The sequence below is a fragment of the Burkholderia sp. BCC1640 genome, from assembly GCF_902833125.1.
Taxonomy (GTDB): Bacteria; Pseudomonadota; Gammaproteobacteria; order Burkholderiales; family Burkholderiaceae; genus Burkholderia; species Burkholderia diffusa.
Window position 1 is genome coordinate 242,196 of sequence record NZ_CADFEF010000002.1, and the last position, 21,579, is coordinate 263,774.

Annotated in this window: 20 protein-coding genes; 5 read left to right on the forward strand and 15 right to left on the reverse strand. The window is 65.9% G+C overall.

Going from position 1 to position 21,579, the window contains the following annotated elements; all coding sequences use genetic code 11:
* Positions 1 to 122: 122 nt before the first annotated feature.
* From HWX25_RS03510 to HWX25_RS03550, 9 genes are all read right to left on the reverse strand, one after another.
* Positions 123 to 1,766, reverse strand: coding sequence for a DUF6396 domain-containing protein (locus HWX25_RS03510; RefSeq protein ID WP_244138728.1), 1,644 nt, complete (start codon positions 1,764 to 1,766; stop codon positions 123 to 125).
* Entirely contained in the window at positions 1,763 to 1,921 is a 159-nt protein-coding gene (locus tag HWX25_RS03515; RefSeq protein WP_175907127.1) for a hypothetical protein, read from the reverse strand. The genes HWX25_RS03510 and HWX25_RS03515 overlap by 4 nt, the downstream gene beginning before the upstream one ends.
* A gap of 108 nt (positions 1,922 to 2,029) precedes the next feature.
* Positions 2,030 to 2,836, reverse strand: coding sequence for a 4-hydroxy-2-oxoheptanedioate aldolase (gene hpaI, locus HWX25_RS03520; protein WP_175907129.1), 807 nt, complete (start codon positions 2,834 to 2,836; stop codon positions 2,030 to 2,032).
* Positions 2,837 to 2,848: 12 nt separating this feature from the next.
* A complete protein-coding gene (gene hpaH / locus HWX25_RS03525; protein ID WP_175907131.1) occupies positions 2,849 to 3,652 on the reverse strand; it encodes a 2-oxo-hept-4-ene-1,7-dioate hydratase in 804 nt (267 codons plus the stop codon).
* A gap of 20 nt (positions 3,653 to 3,672) precedes the next feature.
* Positions 3,673 to 4,065: a 5-carboxymethyl-2-hydroxymuconate Delta-isomerase gene (locus HWX25_RS03530; protein WP_059525202.1), complete on the reverse strand. Its 393-nt coding sequence runs from the start codon at positions 4,063 to 4,065 to the stop codon at positions 3,673 to 3,675.
* A 29-nt stretch (positions 4,066 to 4,094) separates the two neighbouring features.
* Complete coding sequence (gene hpaD, locus HWX25_RS03535) at positions 4,095 to 4,943, reverse strand: 3,4-dihydroxyphenylacetate 2,3-dioxygenase (protein WP_175907133.1); 849 nt, start codon at positions 4,941 to 4,943, stop codon at positions 4,095 to 4,097.
* 64 nt (positions 4,944 to 5,007) lie between these two features.
* Positions 5,008 to 6,471, reverse strand: coding sequence for a 5-carboxymethyl-2-hydroxymuconate semialdehyde dehydrogenase (gene hpaE, locus HWX25_RS03540; RefSeq protein ID WP_175907135.1), 1,464 nt, complete (start codon positions 6,469 to 6,471; stop codon positions 5,008 to 5,010).
* Between the two features lie 22 nt (positions 6,472 to 6,493).
* Positions 6,494 to 7,258: a fumarylacetoacetate hydrolase family protein gene (locus HWX25_RS03545; protein WP_175907138.1), complete on the reverse strand. Its 765-nt coding sequence runs from the start codon at positions 7,256 to 7,258 to the stop codon at positions 6,494 to 6,496.
* Entirely contained in the window at positions 7,255 to 7,944 is a 690-nt protein-coding gene (locus HWX25_RS03550) for a fumarylacetoacetate hydrolase family protein (protein WP_175907140.1), read from the reverse strand. The genes HWX25_RS03545 and HWX25_RS03550 overlap by 4 nt, the downstream gene beginning before the upstream one ends.
* Before the next feature lie 160 nt (positions 7,945 to 8,104).
* On the opposite strand from HWX25_RS03550, the gene hpaR reads away from it, so the two are divergent.
* The gene (gene hpaR / locus HWX25_RS03555) at positions 8,105 to 8,545 is read left to right on the forward strand and encodes a homoprotocatechuate degradation operon regulator HpaR (RefSeq protein ID WP_124660096.1); all 441 of its coding nucleotides are present in this window, start codon (positions 8,105 to 8,107) and stop codon (positions 8,543 to 8,545) included.
* Positions 8,546 to 8,623: 78 nt separating this feature from the next.
* Here hpaR and HWX25_RS03560 read toward each other — a convergent pair whose 3' ends face one another.
* Positions 8,624 to 9,835 carry an SDR family oxidoreductase gene (locus HWX25_RS03560; protein ID WP_175907142.1) on the reverse strand — a complete coding sequence of 404 codons (1,212 nt, stop codon included), beginning with the start codon at positions 9,833 to 9,835 and terminating at the stop codon, positions 8,624 to 8,626.
* Positions 9,836 to 10,485: 650 nt separating this feature from the next.
* On the opposite strand from HWX25_RS03560, the gene HWX25_RS03565 reads away from it, so the two are divergent.
* Positions 10,486 to 10,833: a DUF3564 family protein gene (locus HWX25_RS03565; protein ID WP_059525188.1), complete on the forward strand. Its 348-nt coding sequence runs from the start codon at positions 10,486 to 10,488 to the stop codon at positions 10,831 to 10,833.
* Positions 10,834 to 11,208: 375 nt separating this feature from the next.
* A complete protein-coding gene (locus tag HWX25_RS03570) occupies positions 11,209 to 13,101 on the forward strand; it encodes a penicillin-binding protein 2 (protein WP_175907144.1) in 1,893 nt (630 codons plus the stop codon).
* Positions 13,102 to 13,230: 129 nt separating this feature from the next.
* On the opposite strand, the gene HWX25_RS03575 is transcribed toward HWX25_RS03570, so the two are convergent.
* The 4 genes from HWX25_RS03575 to HWX25_RS03590 form a co-directional block, all read right to left on the reverse strand.
* Positions 13,231 to 14,952 carry a cation:proton antiporter gene (locus HWX25_RS03575; protein WP_059525184.1) on the reverse strand — a complete coding sequence of 574 codons (1,722 nt, stop codon included), beginning with the start codon at positions 14,950 to 14,952 and terminating at the stop codon, positions 13,231 to 13,233.
* A 209-nt stretch (positions 14,953 to 15,161) separates the two neighbouring features.
* The gene (locus HWX25_RS03580; protein WP_175907146.1) at positions 15,162 to 16,556 is read right to left on the reverse strand and encodes a cytochrome c; all 1,395 of its coding nucleotides are present in this window, start codon (positions 16,554 to 16,556) and stop codon (positions 15,162 to 15,164) included.
* On the reverse strand, positions 16,553 to 18,331 hold the full coding sequence (locus HWX25_RS03585; protein WP_175907148.1) for a GMC family oxidoreductase: 1,779 nt from the start codon (positions 18,329 to 18,331) through the stop codon (positions 16,553 to 16,555). The genes HWX25_RS03580 and HWX25_RS03585 overlap by 4 nt, the downstream gene beginning before the upstream one ends.
* Complete coding sequence (locus HWX25_RS03590; protein WP_059818974.1) at positions 18,331 to 19,068, reverse strand: gluconate 2-dehydrogenase subunit 3 family protein; 738 nt, start codon at positions 19,066 to 19,068, stop codon at positions 18,331 to 18,333. Before HWX25_RS03590 ends, HWX25_RS03585 begins: the two co-directional genes overlap by 1 nt.
* Positions 19,069 to 19,074: 6 nt before the next feature.
* Here HWX25_RS03590 and HWX25_RS03595 point away from each other — a divergent pair, with 6 nt between their 5' ends.
* Positions 19,075 to 19,437: a hypothetical protein gene (locus HWX25_RS03595; RefSeq protein WP_175907150.1), complete on the forward strand. Its 363-nt coding sequence runs from the start codon at positions 19,075 to 19,077 to the stop codon at positions 19,435 to 19,437.
* 244 nt (positions 19,438 to 19,681) lie between these two features.
* On the opposite strand, the gene HWX25_RS03600 is transcribed toward HWX25_RS03595, so the two are convergent.
* Positions 19,682 to 20,098, reverse strand: a complete 417-nt coding sequence (locus HWX25_RS03600; RefSeq protein WP_175907152.1) for a DUF3995 domain-containing protein — start codon at positions 20,096 to 20,098, stop codon at positions 19,682 to 19,684.
* A 354-nt stretch (positions 20,099 to 20,452) separates the two neighbouring features.
* Between HWX25_RS03600 and ald the strand changes: the two genes are divergently transcribed.
* Positions 20,453 to 21,568, forward strand: coding sequence for an alanine dehydrogenase (gene ald, locus HWX25_RS03605; protein WP_175907154.1), 1,116 nt, complete (start codon positions 20,453 to 20,455; stop codon positions 21,566 to 21,568).
* Positions 21,569 to 21,579: the final 11 nt, after the last annotated feature.

The window sequence follows — 21,579 nt, forward strand, 5'->3', positions numbered from 1 at the left end:
CCGGTTTCAAGATATCTCATCTATCCTGCGCGCTGCACTCGGCGGTGTCGCACTTGCGAACAATCGGCTAGGCGTCAACGATGACCGCATCTGGCTACGTCGAATGCAACGCCACACCACTTTTATAGATTAATGGTGTAAATACCGGCGGTGCCCGTTTCTGCATTCGGGCTCCCCAAATAGGTCCATTGAACATCATCATTCGCAATGTCGATGAATTGCTCGGCCGGTGATGGAAACGCCTGCCCTTTCTCGACAAACGCTTGCTGATCCCATTGGTTAAACAAGGCGGCCATCGGGTGGCCATTTGCAACGCGGCCCTCCCACACGCCTGTCTCCGTACAGCGACGATCACCTGAGCACTTCACCACCAACGGCTGCGCCGCTACTTCGCGCAACAATCCCGCTTCGACCATATTCGCCAGAAAATCTGCACGCTGTGGCGGCAGGCGGTACGCTTCGCCGAGGAAATACCATTGCACGCGATCCCGCGATAGCCACTCATGGAACGGCGGCTCGAACCGCTCGCCGGTTTCAAAACGCTCTGGCGAGCCGGATCGCGCCATCAACCGTCCATTGGGCTCATTCGATGAACCGTACAGTGCCAGCCAGTATCCCGTTTTGGGTACGCTTTGATCACCACCAACTGCAAGCGTGCTCGTTCCTAGTGCGGCGACCGCGTAGCCATCGGGTATAAAAGAACGCCCCTGAAGCGCACCGCTCTTTTGCCGCCTGACCGGCGGAGTAACCGCCTTCGCGGCATTGATGAGCGTTTGTCCGTCACCGTTCCATTTGGGTAGCGGCGTCGGCGGTAATGGCAGTATCTTGTCCAAGTTGGGAAGCTTCAATCGACCATCGTAAAGCTTCAAGATATCGGCAATTTTTCCGTAGCGTTGAGCACGCGCTTTGTCGATATGGCCTACCAGATTAGTTCCATTGTCGAGATCCATCCCGTCAAACTCCGAAACGAGGCTATCTGCACACTTGGAGCTCCCGAGCTTTACACCTTCATGCAAGACCTTCAGCGCGCGGAGCTTCGCCTCGAGTGTATTGGGACGTGCATAGATCAAACCCAGCTTCTCGGCGGCATCTCCATTTCCCTGTGCAAAAGCACATTCGAGCATCTTGGTTCCCACCGCTTGGTTGGCCCAAAAGCCCTCACTGGGGTTATCGTAAGACGCGGCCAGCTTGTATCCCAGGAACGCCATTGCGGCCGGACTACCCATATCCGCTGCTCGCTGGAAAAACGCGTAAGCGCTCGTAGCGTCTCCCTCCTTCACTACGCCGTTGAGATGGTATACACCCATTCTGTCGTACGCATCGGGAATATCGAGTCTCATCGCCTTCTCCACCCATTGAATTGCCACTTCAGGATTGTGTTCCGGCACGCCGGAATGATCACTCAAGATCAACGACGCCAGATTCAGCATTGCTTTCCAATGGCTTTTCTCAGCTGCTTGCAAATAGAGCTGATACACCTTTGCATAATCGATGTTATCGACAGCTACAGCAGGGTCGTCCAACTTCAACGCTTGCTGGAACCACATTTCTGCCTGCGGATCGACGGGTGGCACTCGTTGCGCCTCATACACGCAGGTAAAATCTTTTCGATGTGGATCAAACAGTGGCAGTTTTTCGTTTCGTGGCAGATCAGACATAGCAGTGGTTAACTTATTACCGATAGAAGTCAGGATGCCTGCGTGCGCCGTAGTTGTTAGGAACAAAAAGGCAAAGGCAAAACGCAATACGTAGATAAAAGTTTTCATGCGTACACATTTTCAGGATGGCCACCGATACCACCACCATTTGGCACGGAGATCGACCCGTATAGCGTCGTGGTCGAACGATGCTCGACAAATGGCAGCAAAAACCCTGTCATCGGTTGCGTACCCGCTTGCTGGATATCTTGATTCTTGCTCATTCGTCGATTCCAATTCCTGAATGCATCCGGCATATCTTTCGGATGACCGCTATATTTAATATCACCACCATAAAGCAACCCAGAGAACGGCCGCCCGCCGCCGTATCGTCAATACGTCCCATCCCCCTTCTTCGCCGCCTCCCCACCGTTCCCCTTGAACCGCGCCGCCAGTCGCTCCGCACTCCGCGCCAGCAGCGTCGTATCGACTCCCACCGCAACAAACAGCGCACCCGCTTCGAGATACCGCCGCGCCGCCGCCTCGTCCGCGCTGAGAATGCCCGGCGCCTTCCCTGCCGCCTTGATCGCCCGGATCGCGCCGTCGATCGCCATCTGCACGTCCGGATGCCCGGGATTGCCGAGATGTCCGAGGTCGGCCGCCAGATCCGCCGGCCCGATGAACACGCCATCGACGCCATCGATCCGCGCAATCGCGTCGATCGCATCGAGCCCGGCGCGCGTCTCGACCTGCACGAGCACGGCCATCTCGTCGTTCGCGCGATGCAGGTAGTCGCCAACGCGATTCCAGCGCGACGCGCGCGCGAGCGCACTGCCGACCCCGCGAATCCCATGCGGCGGATAACGCGTCGCGGCCACCGCCGCGCGTGCTTCCTCGGCGCTCTGCACCATCGGCACAAGCAGCGTCTGCGCACCGAGATCGAGCACCTGCTTGACGATCACCGGATCGTTCCACGGCACGCGCACGACCGGATGCGTCGGATACGGCGCGATCGCCTGCAACTGCGCGAGGATCGTCGGCACCGTGTTCGGCGCATGTTCGCCGTCGATCAGCAGCCAGTCGAAACCAGCGCCCGCGACGACTTCGGCACTGTACGGATTCGCGAGCCCGAGCCACAGTCCGACCTGCGCATCGCCGCGCGCGAGCGCGGCCTTGAAGACATTCGACGGAATCTGCATCGTTCGCTCACCTCACTCGAAATGACACTGGATCGTCCCGAGCGGACCGTAGTCGACGCTGAACGTATCGCCCGAACGTGCCGCGCACGGCCGCGTAAATGAACCGCCGAGCACGATCTGCCCCGGTTCCAGCGCGACGTCGAAGCGCGACAGCCGGTTGGCGAGCCACGCGACGCCATTGGCCGGATGGTTCAACACGCCAGCCGCGACGCCCGTTTCCTCGACCACGCCGTTGCGCGACATGATCGCCGCGACCCAGCGCAAGTCGACGTCCTGCGGCCGCACCGGCCGCCCGCCGATCACGACGCCCGCGTTCGCTGCGTTGTCGGCGATCGTGTCGAACACCTTGCGCGGCCGCTTCGTATCGGGGTCTATCGACTGGCTGCGCGCGTCGATGATCTCGAGCGCGGGCACCACATAGTCGACCGCGTCATACACGTCGAAGATCGTGCAGTTCGGGCCCGCGAGCCGCTTGCCGAGCACGAACGCGAGTTCGACTTCCACGCGCGGCACGATGAAGCGGCCGGTCGGAATCGTGCCGCCGTCGTCGAAGAACATGTCGTCGAGCAGCGCACCGTAATCGGGTTCGTCGATTTGCGACGTGTTCTGCATCGCCTTCGACGTGAGGCCGATCTTGTGCCCTTTCAGCGTGCGGCCTTCCGCGAGCTTGAGGGTCACCCACGCGCGCTGGATCGCGTAGGCGTCGTCGATCGTGATGTCCGGATGGTCGAGCGAGATCTGGCGGATCTGCTTGCGCTCGCGCTCGGCGTCGTGCAGACGCTGCGCAAGCTGGTCGATGATGGCGGGTTCGAGCATGGTCGGATCGGGAATGGTGTTCAGCCGGCCCGCTTGTAGCGGGCGTGGATGTTGTTGTGCTTGTACGAACCGCTTTCGCTGAACTCGGTCAGCTCCATCGACAACGCAAGATAGCGTTTCGCGTACAGCTCGGCGAAATGTGCCTTGATCGCGTCGAACAATGCGTCGCACGCGGCCTTTTTGGTTTCGTCGCTGCGGCCCGAGCCGATCTTCAGCGTCACGTGGACGAACGCGTCGTCCCCGGTGCCGTCGGCGATGCAATAGTCCTGCAACTCGATCGCGCGCGAGCGGATGCCGCCCGTTGGAAACACGCCGCCCTGCGCGATCAGGGTCGCGTTGATCGTGCGCAGCAGCGCGGGAATGCGCGCGTCGTCACGAATGTTCGCGGTGTACTCGACGACGATGTGTGGCATGGCAACGCTCCGGATAGGTGATGCGACGCTCAGGCGAGCGGGAAGATCGCGTTGATCTGCCCGGTGCCCGAGCTCGCGAAATAGTCGGTGACGATCTCGACGGGCTTGTCGTAGCGATCCCAGCCGAGCAGGCCGAGCAGCATCGCCGTGTCGTGCATGCCGCCTTCGCCGTGGCAATGCGTGTTGTACTCCGGCAGCATCGCGCAGAAGGTCTTGAAGTCGCCCTGCTTCCACAGCTCGACCACGCGCAGGTCGACCTGCCTGAAGAATTCGCGGCTGATCTGGTGAATCGATTCCTCGGGGCTGCCGTTGTCGTTGAAGCGGTGCGACAGCGAACCGCTCGCGAGGAACGCGACGGTCGAATCGCTCTTTTCAATGGCCTCCAGCAGCGCCTCGCCGAAGCGCCGGCTTTCGTCGAGCGTGTGCCACATGCACCAGCCCGCGATCGACACGACCTTGAAGTGCTGGTCGCCGTTCATGTAGCGCATCGGCACGAGCGTGCCGTATTCGAGTTCGAGGCTGTCGATCTCGTGCGCGCGCGTCGCGATGCCGCGCGCACTGGCCGTCTCGGCGATCAGGCGGCCGAGCGCCGGGTTGCCCGGATACGCATACGCCATGTCGCGGATGAAATGCGGCAGTTCGTTGCTGGTATACGTGCCTGCGAACCGCGCATTGCAGTTCACGTGATAGCCGGCGTTGACGAGCCAGTGCACGTCCGACACGACGATCGTATCGACGCCGAGCGCGCGGCAACGCTCGCCGATCAACTGATGGCCGCGGATCGCCGCTTCGCGGCAGCCATGATGCCTGCCGGGCAACTCCGACAGGTACATCGACGGCACGTGCGTGATCTTGGCGGCGAGGGACAGTTTGCCCATCGTTAAGTCTCCGTATCGTTCTGGCGTTCTGACGGCGTTCCTGCGGCGAAACGTTCCGCGCCCGTTACACGCCCCAACGGGGAATGTGATGCGAACCCATCGAGATGCACACGTTCTTGATTTCCGCGAACACCTCGAAGCTGTATTCGCCGCCCTCGCGCCCGGTGCCCGACTCCTTCACGCCGCCGAACGGCTGGCGCAGGTCGCGCACGTTCTGGCTGTTCACGAACACCATCCCGGCCTCGATGCCGCGCGCGAGGCGATGCACCTTGCCGACGTCCTGCGTCCAGATATACGACGCGAGCCCGTAGCACGTGTCGTTCGCGAGCCGCAGCCCTTCTTCCTCGTCCTCGAACGGGATCAGGCACGCGACCGGCCCGAAGATTTCCTCTTGTGCGATGCGCATCCGGTTGTCGACGTCCGCGAACACGGTCGGGCGCACGAAGTTGCCGTTGCGCAGATGGTCGGCGAGACCGGCCGGCTTGTCCGCGCCGCCTGCCACCACGCGCGCGCCTTCCTGCTCGCCGATCCGGATATAGCCCGTCACCTTCTCCCAGTGCTGGCGCGTGATCATTGCGCCGAGCTGCGTCGCGGGATCGGTCGGGTCGCCGACCACCAGGTTGTTCGCGCGGCGCGCGAATTCCTGCACGAAGCGATCGTAGATCGTGCGCTGCACGAAGATCCGCGAGCCCGCGGTACACCGCTCGCCGTTGATCGAGAAGATCGTGAACAGCGACGCGTCGAGCGCGCGGTCGAAATCGGCATCGTCGAAAATCAGCACCGGCGACTTGCCGCCAAGCTCCATCGAATACTTCTTCAGGCCCGCGCGCTCCATGATCCGCTTGCCCGTGACCGTGCCGCCCGTAAACGACACCGCGCGCACGTCCGGATGGCGCACCAGCGCGTCGCCGGCGGTCGCGCCGTAGCCCTGCACGACGTTCAGCACACCCGGCGGAATGCCGGCCTCGAGCGCGAGCCGGCCGAGCTGGTCGGCCGTCAGCGGCGACAGCTCCGACATCTTCAGCACGGCCGTATTGCCAAGCGCGAGGCACGGCGCCGTCTTCCACGTCGCAGTCATGAACGGCACGTTCCACGGCGACACCAGCGCGCACACGCCGACCGGCTGGTACAGCGTGTAGTTCAGCATCTGGTCGTCGACCGGGTACGTGCGGCCGTTCATCTGCACGCACACTTCCGCGAAGAAGTTGAAGTTCTCGGATGCGCGCGGGATCAGCTGCTTGCTCGTCTGTGCGATCGGCAGGCCGGTGTCCTGCGTCTCGAGCGCGGCGAGCATCGGCACGTTTTTCTCGATCAGCTCGCCGAGCTTGCGCATCAGCTTCGCACGCTCCTTGGCGGGCGTGTTCGCCCATTTCGGAAACGCTTCCTTCGCCGCGCGCACGGCCGCGTCGACTTCAGCCTCGCCGGCGGACGCGACGTCGGTGATCACGTCGCCCGTCGCGGGGTTCAGCGTCGTGAACGTCTCTCGGCTTTCGACTTCGCGGCCGTCGATCCAGTGCTTGATGGTCATGTGCTCTCCTTGGGCGACGGACTCAGCCGGCGCGATAGTAGTCTGCTTCGCCGACGATCGTGTTCACGAGCCGGCCGATCCCTTCGATTTCGGTCACCACCTCGTCGCCCGGCTTCGTGTCGGCCAGCCCTTCCGGCGTGCCGGTCAGAATCAGGTCGCCCGGCGAGAGCGTCATAAAACCGCTGATGTGCTCGATCAGCGCGGGTACGTCGAAGATCATGTCGCGCGTGCTGCCGCGCTGCGTCTCCCGGCCGTTCACCGTCGTGCGCAGCATGAGGCCGCCTGCATCGCCAATCTCGTCGCGGCTGACGAACCACGGCCCGAGCGGCGTGCAGGTGTCGCGGTTCTTCACGCGCAGGTTCGGGCGGTAGTAGTTTTCGAGGTAATCGCGGATCGCATAGTCGTTTGCGACCGTGTAGCCGGCAACGTAGTCGATTGCCCGCGCCCGACTCACGTTGCGCGCCGGGCGGCCAATCACGACGGCCAGCTCGCACTCGTAATGCATGTGCGTCGCGTCCGCCGGGCGCACGGTGTGCGACCGATGGCCGATGAACGTGTTCGGCCCCTTCAGGAAAATCAGCGGCTCGCTCGGTGCCTTGAACGCGAGTTCCTTCGCGTGGTCCGCGTAGTTGAGGCCGAGCGCGAACGTCGTGCGCGGTGCGACGGGCGGCAGCCACGTCACCGCGTCCTCGGCGAGCACGCGCCCTGTGTCGAGGCGGATCGCGCCGTCGCCGGCCGGTTCGGCCGCGTGCAGTGCGCCGTTGTAGATCACGCGCGCCGTCTTCATCGTGTTTCCTCCGCAATCAGCGTATGCCGCAACGTGCCGATGCCGGCAGCGTCAATCTCGACCGTGCTGCCCGCGCGGGCACGCGGTGCGCCACCCGCGACGCCGAGCAGCAGCACGTCGCCCGCGTCGAACGACATGAACGCCGTCACGTCGGCGATCAGCTCGCGCACCGGGCGGATCAGCGTGGCGGTCGATGCGGACACCGCGGTGCGGCCGTCGATCCGTACCGTCAGGCCGATCGCGTCGATGTCGCCGAGCGCGGCCGCCGGCACGATCATCGGGCCCAGCGGGCAGAAACCGTCGCGACATTTGAAGCGCACGGCCGGACGGTAGTAATCGGGATGCGGAACCGACACGTCGCTCGCGAGCGTGAAGCCATGCACGTAGTCGAGCGCCTGCGCGGCCGGCACGCGCGTCGCGCGCCGCGAGAACACGACGGCCACCGATGCGCCGATCTCCAGCGCATCGACGCCCGCCGGCACCACGACGGCCGCGCCGTCGGCTGCGTGCGTGTTGGCCGGTTTGATGTAAAGGATCGGTGCCTGCGGCGGACGGCCGTAAGGCGGCGCGTGCACGGCGTCGCCGAGCGCGTCGAGTGCGGCGCGCTCGTTGAGCAGCGCACCGTAGACGGTACCGATGGCGACCGGCAGCGGCGGCGCCGCGGCGGTCATGCAGGACAGCTCCATGCGTCATTCCCCTGCCGCGCATCGCGGCGCATCATCAATACTTAACATCTTAAGTAAACAATCGAATGCTCGCAACCTCGATTACCCTGATACGCGAAATTCATCACCATCGGCTGTTAAGATTGATGCGTCCCCGTCCTCTGCACCTCTACCCACCCCGATGAACCGTACGCTCGACCATCGCAACCTGGCCATGCTGCTGCTCGAGGCCCGCGAAACGCTGATGGGCCTGTTCCGCCCCATTCTCAAGGAATTCGCGCTGACCGAACAGCAATGGCGGATCATCCGCGTGCTCGACGGCGAGCCTGCGCACGCGCTCGAAGCGGGACAGATCGCGCGCCGCTGCTGCATCCTGAGCCCGAGTCTCACGGGCGTGCTGGAACGGATGGAGCGCGACGGCCTGATTACGCGCACGCGCGCGCAGGAAGATCAGCGCCGGCTGCTGGTGAGCCTGACGCCGCAAAGCAGGAAGTTGGTCACGGAAATCGGTCCGCGCATCGACGAGCAGTATCGCCAGCTTGAAGCGCGTTTCGGCCAGGACGGCCTGGACGACATCTACCGAGCGCTCGACCGGCTGATCGAACTCGGCAGCGCGTCGTAGGGCCTGCCGTCGTCGGACCGCCGCGAGCGGCGGCAAACCGGCCGCCGGGAATTGGCAGGCCCCGAATCGCGCGGGCTCTCAGTGCAGCGCGCCACGCATCAGTTCTGTCACCGCGACGCCGCGCGACGTGCGCATGCACTCCTCGACGTAATCGATGAACGGCAGCGGCTCGAAATCGATTTCGTCGCGCACGCGGCGGTTGTCGAACACGCGATCGACCATCGCGAACTCCGCGCAACGCTGCAACGCGCGGCCGATCACGCGTTCAAGCGCCGGATCGGACCGCCCGAGCACGTCGCGCACCACGAGCGGCAGTTCGGCCGGCGCACAGGCCACGTAGCGCGGCGCGCCCGTCATGCCGGCCGCCTCGTCCATCGCGCGCACGATCTGCGCGACCTGCGGCGCCTCGTCGCCGGCCGACACGTGGTACACATCGTGCATCAGCGTCGGCTTCACGGCCAGCAGCATGGTCGCGCGCGCGACGTCGTCGACCGACACGATGTCGATGCGCGTCATCGGCCGCGCGGTAAAGCGCCGCGCCGCGTGCGCGACGCGGAACATCCAGAATGAATTCGGTGCGGGCCGCGTGCCGAGCACCGTGTGACCGACGACGTGCGACGGACGCACGACGACGAGCGGCAGCCCGAGCGCGCGCAGGCGCTGCTCCGTTTCGGCCTTCGCTTGCAAGTAGTCCGCCGCGAGCACCGCGCCGTGCAACCCGTCGCCGCCCTGCGCCGCGTCGCTCGCCGACGCGCCCGCCGTCGCCTCGTACACGATCCCGCCGCGGCCCGCGTGCGCATAGGCGGTGCCGACGTACACGAAACGCTGCAATTGCGGCGCGTGCGCGAACCGTTCGGCAAAGCGCAGCGAATCGGCGATGTCGGCCTGCAGGTGCGAACCGTCGGCCGGCGACGCATGGCCCGCGCAATGGATCACGTGCGTCGCGCCGGCGAGACGCGACGCGTCGGTGCCCTGCCACACGTCGCCGAGCGCACCGACGACCACGTTCGCGTCGCCGAGACGCGATGCCCAGTACGGCGCGAGCCCCGCGCGCAACGCCGCTTCACGCAAACGCGCGACCGCGTGGCCGCGATTCTCCGCACGCACGACACACACGATGCGCTCGAGCAACCCGGCGTTGACGAGCGCCGTCAGCACGGTGCTGCCGATGAAGCCGGTGGCGCCGGTAAGCACCAGCCGTCCGACGTTGGCCGCCGCGACCGGTGCGCTGGCCGGCGACACGAGGCTCGTGCGCCAGTTGAGCGACAACGCGGTTTTCCAGATCAGCACGATAGTCTCCTTCGAAGAATCGGCCGGACGGCGCGGCCGCCCCGGATCGCGGAGCGGCGCACGGCTGTCGGCCGGGCCGGGGCCGACGCTCGCCCCGGCAATCCCGATCGGGCTGCGGCCCGCGATCGCGTCGATCGCGTCTCTGGCACGAGGCGGCGGCGGCCCGCCGCGGACAGGCGTCCACGGCGCAGGATCGGAATATCCAAGTGTGGGGCCTGATCGCCCGCAAGTCTGTCCTGAAAGTTTCGTGAAAGTGTGAGGATTTGTACGCGAATGTCGGAGTGTGTCGCGCCGGCCGGGCGATCAAATCGTCGAAACGTCCGGGCGGGCAGCATTCGGGATGCGTCAGCGGCCAGCCCGCCGATACGCGTGGAGCCCTCGTTTCAGCGCGACACTTCGACGCGGCCTCTCACGGGGTCATCGCATGTCCGGGACACGCCAGGGTCCGATCGCGGTGCGCGGATCACGCTGCGCTTGCGTTTGCGCGCGCCGTCACGATCGCGGCGGATCGTCAGACATCGTTTCATCGGGAAACGCCTATAGGCGCAATTCGGATTTATTGCGGATTATCACTTGCGTTTCACGGCAGTCTATCTAGACTGGTCAAACCAAAACGGTCGAATGTGTCATTTTCTTCAGGAGACGATCCAATGCGCCTCACTATTCGGATTAATGGCAGCGAGTCGGCAACCCGTCACTCCTTCGCGGTGCTCTGGGTCGATACCGACGAGGGGCTGTGGTCGCGCGAGGCTCACCAGGGGATCGATCTTCCGAGCTGGGGCAAGGTTCGGGACGTGGAAGGCGCAATGGCCCTCTGCGCGGCCGACAGCGGGAAGGCCGTGTGCCAGTTGAAGGGGCTGTCGTTCAGCGCGACGCAGCGCGAACAAGGTCCCGCGGTGCTCGCCGGCGAGCACCCCGACGGTGCATGGCGTCTGCAAGCGGTCGATCGTTCCACTGCGGAGCCGGAATACCATGAATTTATTTCCGTCGCGCGGTAGGTATTTTTGACGGCAATCCTCTGCGGTTTTCGGGTTTATTCCAGTTTCCGCGATATTCATTTCGATATTCACCAATAAGGCGCCTCTCTTCAAGGCGCCTTTTTATTTTCCGGTCCCTGAATTAATCGGGGCCGGGTTAATCGAACCGCGACGACGGTAACGATCCGCCCCCTCCAATCCGGCTCCGTTGCGCCAGCACGTCAGGCCGCGCCGCCATTTCGCCCCGCCCCCACCTTTTCCCGACCGTGCCCGGGCGGAAACGCCAATCTTTTACGGGGCCGAAACACACTTTCCCCACATGATGTTTACTCATTTATTACAATCGCATTATTCCGACTGACTTGCCGCCGTCCGGCGGCCCGACCCGGCCCTTGCATGAGCGTGAAAAAGAAGACCCACCCCGCCGATCCATACGCCGCCGCGACCAAGCATCCGATGCTCGCGTCACGCCTGCCGATGTGGCGCTCGAAGCTGGTCGTGATCATGGTGTCCCTCGGTTTCGCCGCGCTGATCGGACGCGCCTTCTGGGTGCAGGTCGCGAACCAGGATTTCTACGTCGGGCAAGGCCAGAAGCGCTACCAGCGCACGATCGAGCTCGACGCGATGCGCGGGCGCATCGTCGACCGCAACGGCGCGATGCTCGCGGCCAGCCTGTCGACCTATGAAATCTGGGCAAATCCGAAACAGGTCGCCGAAATCGACTATCCGCAGATCGCGAAGCTGCTCGACATGCCGCTCGTGGAAGTGAAGCGCCGCCTGCGCAACGACCGGACGTTCGTGCTGCTCAAGCGGCAGATCGACGCCGACACCGCGAGCCGGCTCGACAAGCTCGAGATCGACGGCATCACGCAGATCGCCGACTCGAAGCGCTTCTATCCGGAGGGCGAATCGGCCGCGCACGTGGTCGGCTTCACCAACGTCGAGGACAAGGGCCAGGAAGGCGTCGAGCTCGCGGCGAACGGGCGGCTGTCGGGCACCGCCGGGCAGCGCGAGGTGATCCGCGATCGACTGGGCCGCATCGTGTCCGACACGCGTCCGCTCGTGCCCGCGCAGCACGGCGCGACGATCGAACTGACGATCGACCGGCGGATCCAGCAGCTCGCGTTCAGCCAGCTCAAGGCCGCGGTGCTCGAGAACAACGCGGTAGCCGGCAGCGTGGTCGTGCTCGACGCGCAGAACGGCGAAATCCTCGCACTCGCGAACTACCCGACCTTCGACCCGAACGACCGCGCCCGGCTGACGGGCCAGCAGCTGCGCAACCGCGCGGTGATCGACACGTTCGAGCCGGGTTCGACGATCAAGCCGCTCGTCGTCGCGCTGTCGATCGACGAGCGCAAGGTCACACCGAACACGATCATCAACACGTCGCCCGGCACCTACAAGATCGGCCCGGCCGTGATCCACGACACGTCGAACCACGGCTCGCTGACCGTCTCGCAGGCGCTGCAGAAGTCGAGCAACGTCGCGCTCGCGAAGCTGGCGCTGAACCTGCCCGCCGAAACGATCTGGAACAAGTACCAGGAATACGGGATCGGCCGCGCGCCGGAGCTGACGTTCCCGGGCGTCGCGTCGGGCCGCCTGCGCGGCTACAAGCGCTGGCGGCCGATCGAGCAGGCGACGATGGCGTACGGCTACGGGCTGTCGATGTCGCTGCTGCAGATCGCGCAGACCTACACCGCCTACGCGGGCGACGGCACGTTGCACCCGGTGTCGCTGCTGAAGAACGGCTCCGACCCGCAGACGATCAATGCCCATCGCGGCCACCGCGTGACGTCGCCGCAAACCGCGGCGGCGATCCGTGCGATGCTCGAGTCGGCCGTCGGCGAAGGCGGCACCGGGCGCCGCGCGCGGGTCGACGGCTACCGGATCGGCGGCAAGACTGGCACGGCGCGCAAGCAGGTCGGCGCGACCTATGCGAAGGGCAAGTACCGCGCATTGTTCGCGGGGATGGCGCCGATGAGCAACCCGCGCCTGATCGTCGCGGTGATGATCGACGAGCCGCGCGGCAAGGGCTATTACGGCGGCACGGTGGCCGGCCCGGTGTTCTCGTCGGTCACGAGCGGCTCGCTGCAGTTGCTCGGCGTGCCGCCCGACGCACCGGTCGAACCAACGCCGAATGCGCCGGTCAAGGCCGCACCGCAGAAGACCGTCGCGGCGCCGAAGGCCGCGGCGCAACCGAAGACGGCGGCCGAGCAGAAGGCATCGGCGCCCGTGAAAACGGCCGCGCAATCCGGCGCGGCCGTACAGGCGAAGGCGGCGGCAGGCTGAAGCCGCCGGGGCGCACTCGGCGCCGCGCGCGGCGAACAGGTCGATCGTTCGCGGTGTCGAATGCCCGGCACGCCCGCTTTCCGCTGGCCGACACGCCCCTCTATCCACGCGAATCCGACCGCACGACCGTCAGTGCGCGTGCGCAGCCGCCACCGGTTTCACCATCCTGCCGAGCACATGCTCGGTCATTCCACGCGCGAGTTCGCTCTCGCCCATGAACACGGTGCCGACGCCCTCGCTCGACAGCAACGCGGCTTCGTCGCTGCTGTTCGTGCACAGCACGACCTCCAGCGTCGGATTCAGCGTGCGCGAGATCTCGACGATCTGCCGCACGTCGAATACGTCCGGCAGCGTGACGACCAGCATCCCGGCGCGCGCGATGTGCGCCTGGACGAGCACGATCGGCTCGATCGCATCGCCCGACACGGCGGCGACACCGTCCGCGCGCAGCTTCTCGACGAGCTCGCGATTCTGCTCGACGACGACATACGCGATTCCGCGCTCGTCCAGCGCATGCGCGATCCGCGTGCCGACCTTGCCGTAGCCGACGATCACGACCTGCCCGGTCAGATGCGTCTGCGGCGTCGACATCGGCAGCGCGGCGAGCGGATCGTCGCGTGCCTCGAGCTTGCGCGCGAACGCCGAATGCTTGCGGATCCACGCAAGCGCCGGATCGATCATCGCGAACAGCAGCGTGTTCATTGCGATCGAGATCAGCGCGACCGCGAGGATCAGGCTCTGCCCTTCGGCCGACAGCAGCCCGAGCGCACGACCGAGCCCCGCGAGAATGAACGAGAATTCGCCGATCTGCGCGAGGCCCGCGCCAACCGTCAGCGCGGTGTTCAGCGGATAGCGGAACGCGATCACGAGCGCGACCGCCGCGAGCGTCTTGCCGACCAGCACGATCGCCGCGACCTCGATCACGTGCAGCGGCTCGGTGAGCAGCACCGTCGGGTCGAACAGCATCCCGACCGAAATGAAGAACAGCACCGAGAATGCGTCGCGCAGCGGCAGCGTCTCGTCGGCCGCGCGCCGGCTGAACTCCGACTCGCGCATCATCATCCCGGCGAAGAACGCGCCGAGCGCGAACGACACGTCGAACAGCTTCGCCGCGCCGAACGCGATGCCAACCGCCGCGGCAATCATGCACAGCGTGAACAGCTCGCGCGAACCGGTGCGCGCGACGAGCCACAGGATGCGCGGAAACACGCGCTTGCCGACCACGAGCATCAGCGCGATGAACGCGGCCACTTTCAGCATCGTGACGCCGAGCGTGCCCCATACGCTGCCGCCGGCCGCGTGCGCGTCGCCGGGCGGCGTGCCGCCGAGCAGCCCCGCGACGGGCGGCAGCAGCACGAGCACGAGCACCATCACGAGATCCTCGACGACGAGCCAACCGACCGCGATGCGCCCGTTCACCGTTTCGACGAGCCCGCGCCCCTCGAGTGCCCGCAGCAGCACGACCGTGCTCGCGACCGACAGCGCGAGCCCGAACACGAGCGCCGCGCCGAGGCTCCAGCCCCATGTGAGCGCGAGCCCGCCGCCGAGCAACGTCGCGACGGTGATCTGGACGACGGCCCCCGGCAGCGCGATCTTGCGCACCGCGAGCAGGTCGCCGAGCGAGAAATGCAGGCCGACGCCGAACATCAGCAGCATCACGCCGACTTCCGCGAGCTGCTGCGCGAGCGACAGGTCGCCGACGAAACCGGGCGTGCCGGGGCCGATCACGATCCCGGCAAGCAGATAGCCGACGAGCGGCGGCATTTTCAGCAGTGACGCGAGGTAACCGAAGATCATCGCGAGACCGAAACCGGCCGCGAGCAACGCAATCAGGCTGACGTCATGAGGCATCCCCCCTCCCAAGTTCTTGTAACTATTTAGTAAGGTTCAAGAATGGAAGGATAAGGGATGAGATGGAAAAATGGCGGGCCACCGCGAAAAATTCACGCGATGGCCCGCCATTGCGGGGTACTACCCCGGGCGGTCGGAACGCACCGCACGAGCCGGCCGGCAGCGCGAGGCGGATCGATCGGGCGCGGCCCGGCGCCCCGCCGCGTGCGTCAGCGCGACGCCTGCGGGAACCGAGCGCCCGGCGGCGGCTCCGGCCGCGTCGACGGCGTGCTCTTGCGCACCTTCGCGACCTGCGCGGCCGTGATCGCCGCGCCCGTATTGCCCCAGCTCGTGCGCACGAAGTTCGACACGTCCGCGACTTCCTGGTCCGACAGGCGCCAGCCGAACGGCGGCATCGTGAAGGTCGACGGCGCGGTGTGCGTACCCTGCAGCGCGCTGCCTTCCAGCACGACGTGGATGAGCGACGTCGGGTCCTCGCTTTGCACGACCGGGTTGCCCGCAAGCGCCGGGAACACGCGCGTGTAGCCGTGGCCGTCGCTGCGGTGACACGCCATGCAGTTGTCGCGATAGACGGCGGCGCCCGGCTTGCTCGCGTCGCCGGTCTGCAGCGCCTTCGCGGCGGCCGCATCGTACACGTGCGGCTGCTCGCCCTGCACGCGCGGCGGCAGCGTCTTCAGGTAGCGCGCGATCGCGGTCAGGTCGTCGTCGGTCATGTGCTGCATGCTGTGGCCGACCACGTCCGTCATCCCGCCGAACGCGGCCGTGCGCAGCGTGCGGCCGGTCTTCAGGAACTGCACGATCTCGGTTTCGCTCCACGTGCCGAGCCCGGTGCGCGCCTCGCCGCGCAGGCTCGTCGGCACCCAGCCGTCGATCGCCGCGCCGCCGGCCAGGAAGTCGAGGCCGCCTGCATCGGTCAGCGCGCGCTCCTGCATCGTCGCCGCGCGCGGCGTGTGGCACGCGCCGCAATGGCCGAGACCCTGCACGAGATACGCGCCGCGCGCGACCACCGGATCGGTGTACGACGCCGCATCGAACGGCTTCGGCGCCGGCGCGAACATCTTGCGCCAGAACGTCAGCGGCCAGCGCATCGACAGCGGCCATACGATGTCGACCGCGCGGTTCTCGCGTTCGACCGGCGCGACGCCGTGCATGAAGTACGTATACAGCGCCTTCATGTCGTCGTCGCTCAGGCGCGCGTAGGACGGATACGGCATCGCCGGATACATCGTGTCGCCGTTCTTGCGGACGCCCTCGCGCACCGCGAGGGTGAAGTCGTCGAGCGTCCAGCCGCCGAGGCCCGTCTTCGGGTCCGGCGTGATGTTGGTCGAATAGATCGCACCGATCGGCGTGTCGAACTTCAGCCCGCCCGCGAACGGCTTGCCGCCGCCCGCGGTGTGACACGCGATGCAATCGCCCGCGCGGGCGAGGTATTCGCCACGCTTGACGAGGTTCGCGTCGGCGGACTGTGCCGCTGGCGCCGCCGGTTGCGCGAAGGCTGCTCCGCCGGCGAGACCGAACGCCGCCCATGCCGTGCCGATCACCAGTGCGCGCCCCAGTGGGGAAATTCGGCGCGCGGCGTTGTGATGGTTCACTGTCCTCTTCATGCGGTCACCAGCGGGGCGGGATTTTTCAGGTATTGCTCGCGGATCGCACGTGCCGACCAGTAGGCCAGCGCCGCGATGATCCCGGTCGGGTTGTAGCCGATGCCCTGCGGCAACGCAGACGCGCCCATCACGAACACGTTGTGCACGTCCCAGCACTGCAGGTAGCGGTTCAGTACGCTCGTCTTCGGATCGGTGCCCATGATCGCGCCGCCGACCAGGTGCGTCGTCTGGTACGCGCGCGAATCGAAGTGCTTGCCGAACTCGCGCGTCGACACGCCGATCGCCTTCGGCCCCATCGCCTCCGCGATCTTCTTCATCTGCCCGGTCACGTACTGCGCCATCTTGATGTCGTTGTCCTTCCAGTCGAAGGTCATCCGCAAGAGCGGCTGGCCGTACGAATCGCGATAGGTCGGATCGAGGTCGAGGTAGACATCTCGGTACGACATGTTCGTGCCGTGCGCGTCCATCGAGATCGTATGCGCGTAGTTGTCCTTCACGGCCTTCTTCCACGCGGCGCCCCATTGCGGCGTGCCCGGCGGTGTCGCGATGCCGCTGATCGGCTTCACACCGGCCTGGTTCACCCACAGCGGCGAACCGCCGACGAAGCCGAGCGGGCCATGGTCGAAGTTGTCCGCGTTGAAGTCGTCCACCGCGACGCCGTTGCCGCCCGCGCCGATGAACGGGTTCGTGAAGGTGTCCTTGTCGAAGAACGCCTTGATCGTCGACAGGTTCTGGTACGCGAAATTGCGGCCCACGACGCCTTCGCCCGAGATCGGGTCGTACGGCTTGCCGATGCCCGAGAGCAACAGCAGGTGCACGTTGTGATACTGGAACGCCGCGACGATCACGAGATCGGCCGGCTGGTGCACTTCACGGCCTGCCGGGTCGACGTAGGTGACGCCCGTCGCGCGCTTCTTCGTGTCATCGAGGTCCACGCGCAGCACGTGGCACTTCGAGCGCAACTCGAAGTTCGGCACCTGCTTCAGCGCGGGCAGGATGTTCAGGTTCGGCGACGCCTTCGAGTACATGTAGCACGCATAGCCGCTGCAGTAGCCGCAAAAGTTGCACGGCCCCATCTGCACGCCGTACGGGTTCGTGTATGGGCCCGACGTGTTCGCCGACGGCAGCCGGTACGGATGCAGCCCGAGCGACTTCGCCGCATCGAAGAAGCGTTGCGCCGAATACGTGTTGAGCTGCGCGGGCAGCGGGAAGTTGTCGCTGCGGTTCGCCTCGAACACGTTGCCGTCGCCGACCACCTTGCCGCCGACCTTGTATGCCTGCCCCGACGTGCCGAACACCTTCTCGGCGAAGTCGAAATACGGCTCGAGCTCGTCGTAGCTGACGCCCGTGTCCTGGATCGTCATCCCTTCCGGGATGAACTTCTTGCCGTAGCGCTCTTCGTAGTGGCTGCGCAGGCGCAGCTCTTCCGGCGTGATCCGGAAATGCACGCCCGACCAGTGCAGCCCCGCGCCGCCGACGCCCTCGCCCGGCAGGAACGCGGCGAGCTGCCGGTAAGGCAGCGCGGTGTCCTGCAGCCCGTGGCGGATCGACACGGTCGTTTTCGACAGGTCGAGGAACAGCTTCTTGCGGACGTTGTAGGTCAGCTCGTCGATCGTGTTCGGATACGCGCCGTCCGGATAGGTGTCGCGATACTCGCCGCGCTCCAGCGCGACGACGTTCAGGCCCGCTTCGGTGAGTTCCTTCGCGAGAATCGCGCCGGTCCAGCCGAAACCAACGATCACCGCATCGACGTGCGGCTTCTTTTCCGCTGCCATCAGGTGCGCTCCCCGTTGATCGAGACCGGGCCGTACGGATACGGCTTGCCGTTCTGGTTGACGAAATCCATGAAGTCGGCGCGCGCGCCCGGAAAACCGATCATCTTCCACGCGGCCATGTCGTGATTGCCGCCATGCACCGGATCGCAGAAGTAGCCTTCGCGCGTGTTCTGCAGCAACTGGCCGAAGAACACGACGGACGGCACGTCGTCGATCTGCGCGCCGCCTTTCTCCAGTGCGCCGAGCACGGTATCGCGAGTCGGCGCGTCGAGATCGGTGAACACCTTGCCGTGGGCCTTTTCGCAGTAGCGGTTGACGGCCGCAATGCCGAGCCGGTAGATGTCGCGCGGCACGAGCTTGAGCTGGTAGCCGAGTTCGGGCACGCCCTGCTGGAACGGCCCCTGCATGTACCACGTCGCGCCGTGCGCGTACGGGGTTTCCATCTGCCGGTCGATGAATTCGGGCACGCCGGATTCGAGCGCGCCGGGGCCTTCGGCGTCGGCCGGAATCAGGCGGTCGACGGCGGCCTGGACGAACGCCCACTCCTTCGCATCGAAAAAGGTCGGCTTGTACGGCGCGCGTTCGACACTGGCCGATGCGGTGGACGCATTGCCGGCCGCGGTCGAGGACGACGACGAGCGCAGGTCGCAACCGGCGACCGACGCGATCGGCACGAGCGCGACCGACGTGCGCAGGAAACGGCGACGCGAATTGGGTTTGTCGGGTGGCGTGGACATGGTCGGATGGTGATCGTTGGGGAACGTGGTTCGGGGCGCGCATTCCGCATGCGGCATGCCCGGCACGGCAGCCATGCCGCGCGCGGCTGGCCGTCCTGTTCTTGCGGTGTTGCGAACAATCTCGATGCGGGCGCACGCCGCGCGTTACGCGGCGGCGCCGTCATGCAGCCGCGCAGCGCGCCGGTTGTCGGCGCGCTGCATGGAGTCGACCTCTTCGTGGGTCTCATCGTCGGACAAATACCGGCTTACCGCCCGCATCTACCCTGCATCGCCATGGCCCTATCCAACTTAGACGCCGCGCTGGCCGGCGGCAAGCGCATCGTGCACGACCCTCATTCCGGGCCCGGCGACAAACGTCGCGAATTATAGATGGAACCGGTTCCATTTCCAAAGGGTTCAATGCAATTCATTACATCGAAAATCGCAATAATCGGGAAATCGTTTTCCGGATTGCGCAAGAGCCGTGGTGCGGTTGCGTCGTCGCTTACCCCGCCGGCGCGATGCGCGCGCGGGCTTCTCCCGCCCCTCCCCGGTCTGCGCGTTCCATCTCGACGCCGCGACGAGCGTCAGGGCTCCCGTCGCTGCACACGGCCTGCCGCGCCGGGCGCGACGCTCACCACGGCCACAGCATCGACGCGATCGACAACGAGAGCGCCACGCACAGCGGCGAGTAACACACGCTGTCCATCCGCGCGAAACGCGACCCGCGAACCCGCTTGAAGAAGCCGACGTAGCGGAAATCGCCGACCGCGCGCACCGCGAAGATCAATGCGAGCGCAACGATCGCGAACGCGATCGCGCCGGGATACAGGTTCGGCCACAGCCAGCCCGCGCGCGACGCCACCACGCATGCGCCGGCCAGCAATGCCGTCGCGACGGCGAGCGTGCCGAGCATGGTCGGCCGCAGCAGCGGTACGCCGTCCTGTTCGGGAATGGCCGCGCGCTTGCCGAGCCGTCCGCCGAACGCCCAGTAGACGTGAACGAGTGCGATCGCACAAAGCGTCGGCACGCTGAAATACGCGCCGGTCATCTCGGTAAGGTTCCTTGTCTCATCGTGTCGTCGTGTCGTGATCCGGCCGGAAAGGCTCCGGCCGCGCGCGGCCCCGTTTCGCGCAACACGAGACGATACCCAAACCACGTGCCGCATGCATTGCGACGTCCGGTCGCAATGCGCCATGCCGCGTGCTGCGGTGCAGTGCGCGCGCGCCGTCTCAACGGCCGCCGCTTGACTTCCCTCCGGGCACCACTACCCTTTTATTCCAGTACGGCACTCGAACCGTACATGCGCGACCGTCGCACACGTGCCGTTCGCCGGCACGCTCGATCGGACGATCGCTGCGCACCCGGGCACGACGACAACGATGAATACCCATGGAGACGACTCATGCTGATCGGTGTGCCGAAGGAGATCAAGAACCACGAATACCGCGTCGGCCTCACGCCAGCCGGTGCACGCGAACTCACGCGGCATGGCCACAGCGTGCTCGTGCAGCGCGGCGCGGGCACCGCGATCGGCCTGCTCGACGACGACTACACGGCCGCCGGCGCGGCATTGTGCGACGACGCGCGCGACGTCTTCGCGCGCGCCGACATGATCATCAAGGTCAAGGAACCACAGGCGGCCGAGTGCGCGATGCTGCGGCGCGGACAGATTCTTTATACGTATCTGCATCTCGCGCCCGATCCCGAGCAGGCGGCCGCGCTGGTGAAGTCCAGCGCGGTGTGCATCGCGTACGAGACCGTGACGGGCCCCGGCGGCGGGCTGCCGCTGCTCGCGCCGATGAGCGAGGTCGCGGGACGCATGTCGATCCAGGTCGCGGCGACGCACCTCGAAAGCCCGCGCGGCGGCCGCGGCGTGCTGATGGCCGGCGTGCCCGGCGTGCCGGCCGCGCACGTCGTGGTGCTCGGTGCGGGCGTGGTGGGCACCGGTGCGCTGCAGATGGCGGTCGGCCTCGGCGCACGCGTCACCGTGCTCGACACGAACGTGGACCGGCTGCGCCAGCTCGACCTGGTCTTCGCGAACCGGATCGCGACCGTCTGCTCGAACGCGCACACGATCGACGAGGCCGTGCGTGACGCCGACGTCGTGATCGGCGCGGTGCTCGTGCCGGGCGCGTCGGCGCCGCGGCTCGTCACGCGCGACATGATCGCGACGATGCGCACGGGGGCGGTTGTCGTCGACGTCGCGATCGACCAGGGCGGCTGTTTCGAGACATCGCATGCAACGACCCATGCGCAGCCGACTTTCGTCGTCGACGGCGTCGTGCACTACTGCGTCGCGAACATGCCCGGCGCGGTCGCGCGCACGTCGACGTTCGCGTTGAACAACGCGACGCTCGGCCATGCGCTCGCGCTCGCCGACAAGGGCTGGAAACGCGCGATGGCAGACGATCCGCATCTGCGCGCGGGCCTGAACGTATGCGACGGCCGCATCACGTACGAGGCCGTTGCGCTGGCGCTCGGCCTGCCGTACGTACCGGCGGAAGACGTGCTTGCCTGACTTCGGCGCGC

Bases quoted from the DNA above. Each gene is read 5' to 3' on its own strand.
- HWX25_RS03510 (WP_244138728.1), bottom strand. From the start codon at position 1,766: ATGAAAACTTTTATCTACGTATTGCGTTTTGCCTTTGCCTTTTTGTTC.
- HWX25_RS03515 (WP_175907127.1), bottom strand. From the start codon at position 1,921: ATGAGCAAGAATCAAGATATCCAGCAAGCGGGTACGCAACCGATGACA.
- hpaI (WP_175907129.1), bottom strand. From the start codon at position 2,836: ATGCAGATTCCGTCGAATGTCTTCAAGGCCGCGCTCGCGCGCGGCGAT.
- hpaH (WP_175907131.1), bottom strand. From the start codon at position 3,652: ATGCTCGAACCCGCCATCATCGACCAGCTTGCGCAGCGTCTGCACGAC.
- HWX25_RS03530 (WP_059525202.1), bottom strand. From the start codon at position 4,065: ATGCCACACATCGTCGTCGAGTACACCGCGAACATTCGTGACGACGCG.
- hpaD (WP_175907133.1), bottom strand. From the start codon at position 4,943: ATGGGCAAACTGTCCCTCGCCGCCAAGATCACGCACGTGCCGTCGATG.
- hpaE (WP_175907135.1), bottom strand. From the start codon at position 6,471: ATGACCATCAAGCACTGGATCGACGGCCGCGAAGTCGAAAGCCGAGAG.
- HWX25_RS03545 (WP_175907138.1), bottom strand. From the start codon at position 7,258: ATGAAGACGGCGCGCGTGATCTACAACGGCGCACTGCACGCGGCCGAA.
- HWX25_RS03550 (WP_175907140.1), bottom strand. From the start codon at position 7,944: ATGGAGCTGTCCTGCATGACCGCCGCGGCGCCGCCGCTGCCGGTCGCC.
- hpaR (WP_124660096.1), top strand. From the start codon at position 8,105: ATGAACCGTACGCTCGACCATCGCAACCTGGCCATGCTGCTGCTCGAG.
- HWX25_RS03565 (WP_059525188.1), top strand. From the start codon at position 10,486: ATGCGCCTCACTATTCGGATTAATGGCAGCGAGTCGGCAACCCGTCAC.
- HWX25_RS03570 (WP_175907144.1), top strand. From the start codon at position 11,209: ATGAGCGTGAAAAAGAAGACCCACCCCGCCGATCCATACGCCGCCGCG.
- HWX25_RS03575 (WP_059525184.1), bottom strand. From the start codon at position 14,952: ATGCCTCATGACGTCAGCCTGATTGCGTTGCTCGCGGCCGGTTTCGGT.
- HWX25_RS03580 (WP_175907146.1), bottom strand. From the start codon at position 16,556: ATGAAGAGGACAGTGAACCATCACAACGCCGCGCGCCGAATTTCCCCA.
- HWX25_RS03585 (WP_175907148.1), bottom strand. From the start codon at position 18,331: ATGGCAGCGGAAAAGAAGCCGCACGTCGATGCGGTGATCGTTGGTTTC.
- HWX25_RS03590 (WP_059818974.1), bottom strand. From the start codon at position 19,068: ATGTCCACGCCACCCGACAAACCCAATTCGCGTCGCCGTTTCCTGCGC.
- HWX25_RS03595 (WP_175907150.1), top strand. From the start codon at position 19,075: ATGGTGATCGTTGGGGAACGTGGTTCGGGGCGCGCATTCCGCATGCGG.
- HWX25_RS03600 (WP_175907152.1), bottom strand. From the start codon at position 20,098: ATGACCGGCGCGTATTTCAGCGTGCCGACGCTTTGTGCGATCGCACTC.
- ald (WP_175907154.1), top strand. From the start codon at position 20,453: ATGCTGATCGGTGTGCCGAAGGAGATCAAGAACCACGAATACCGCGTC.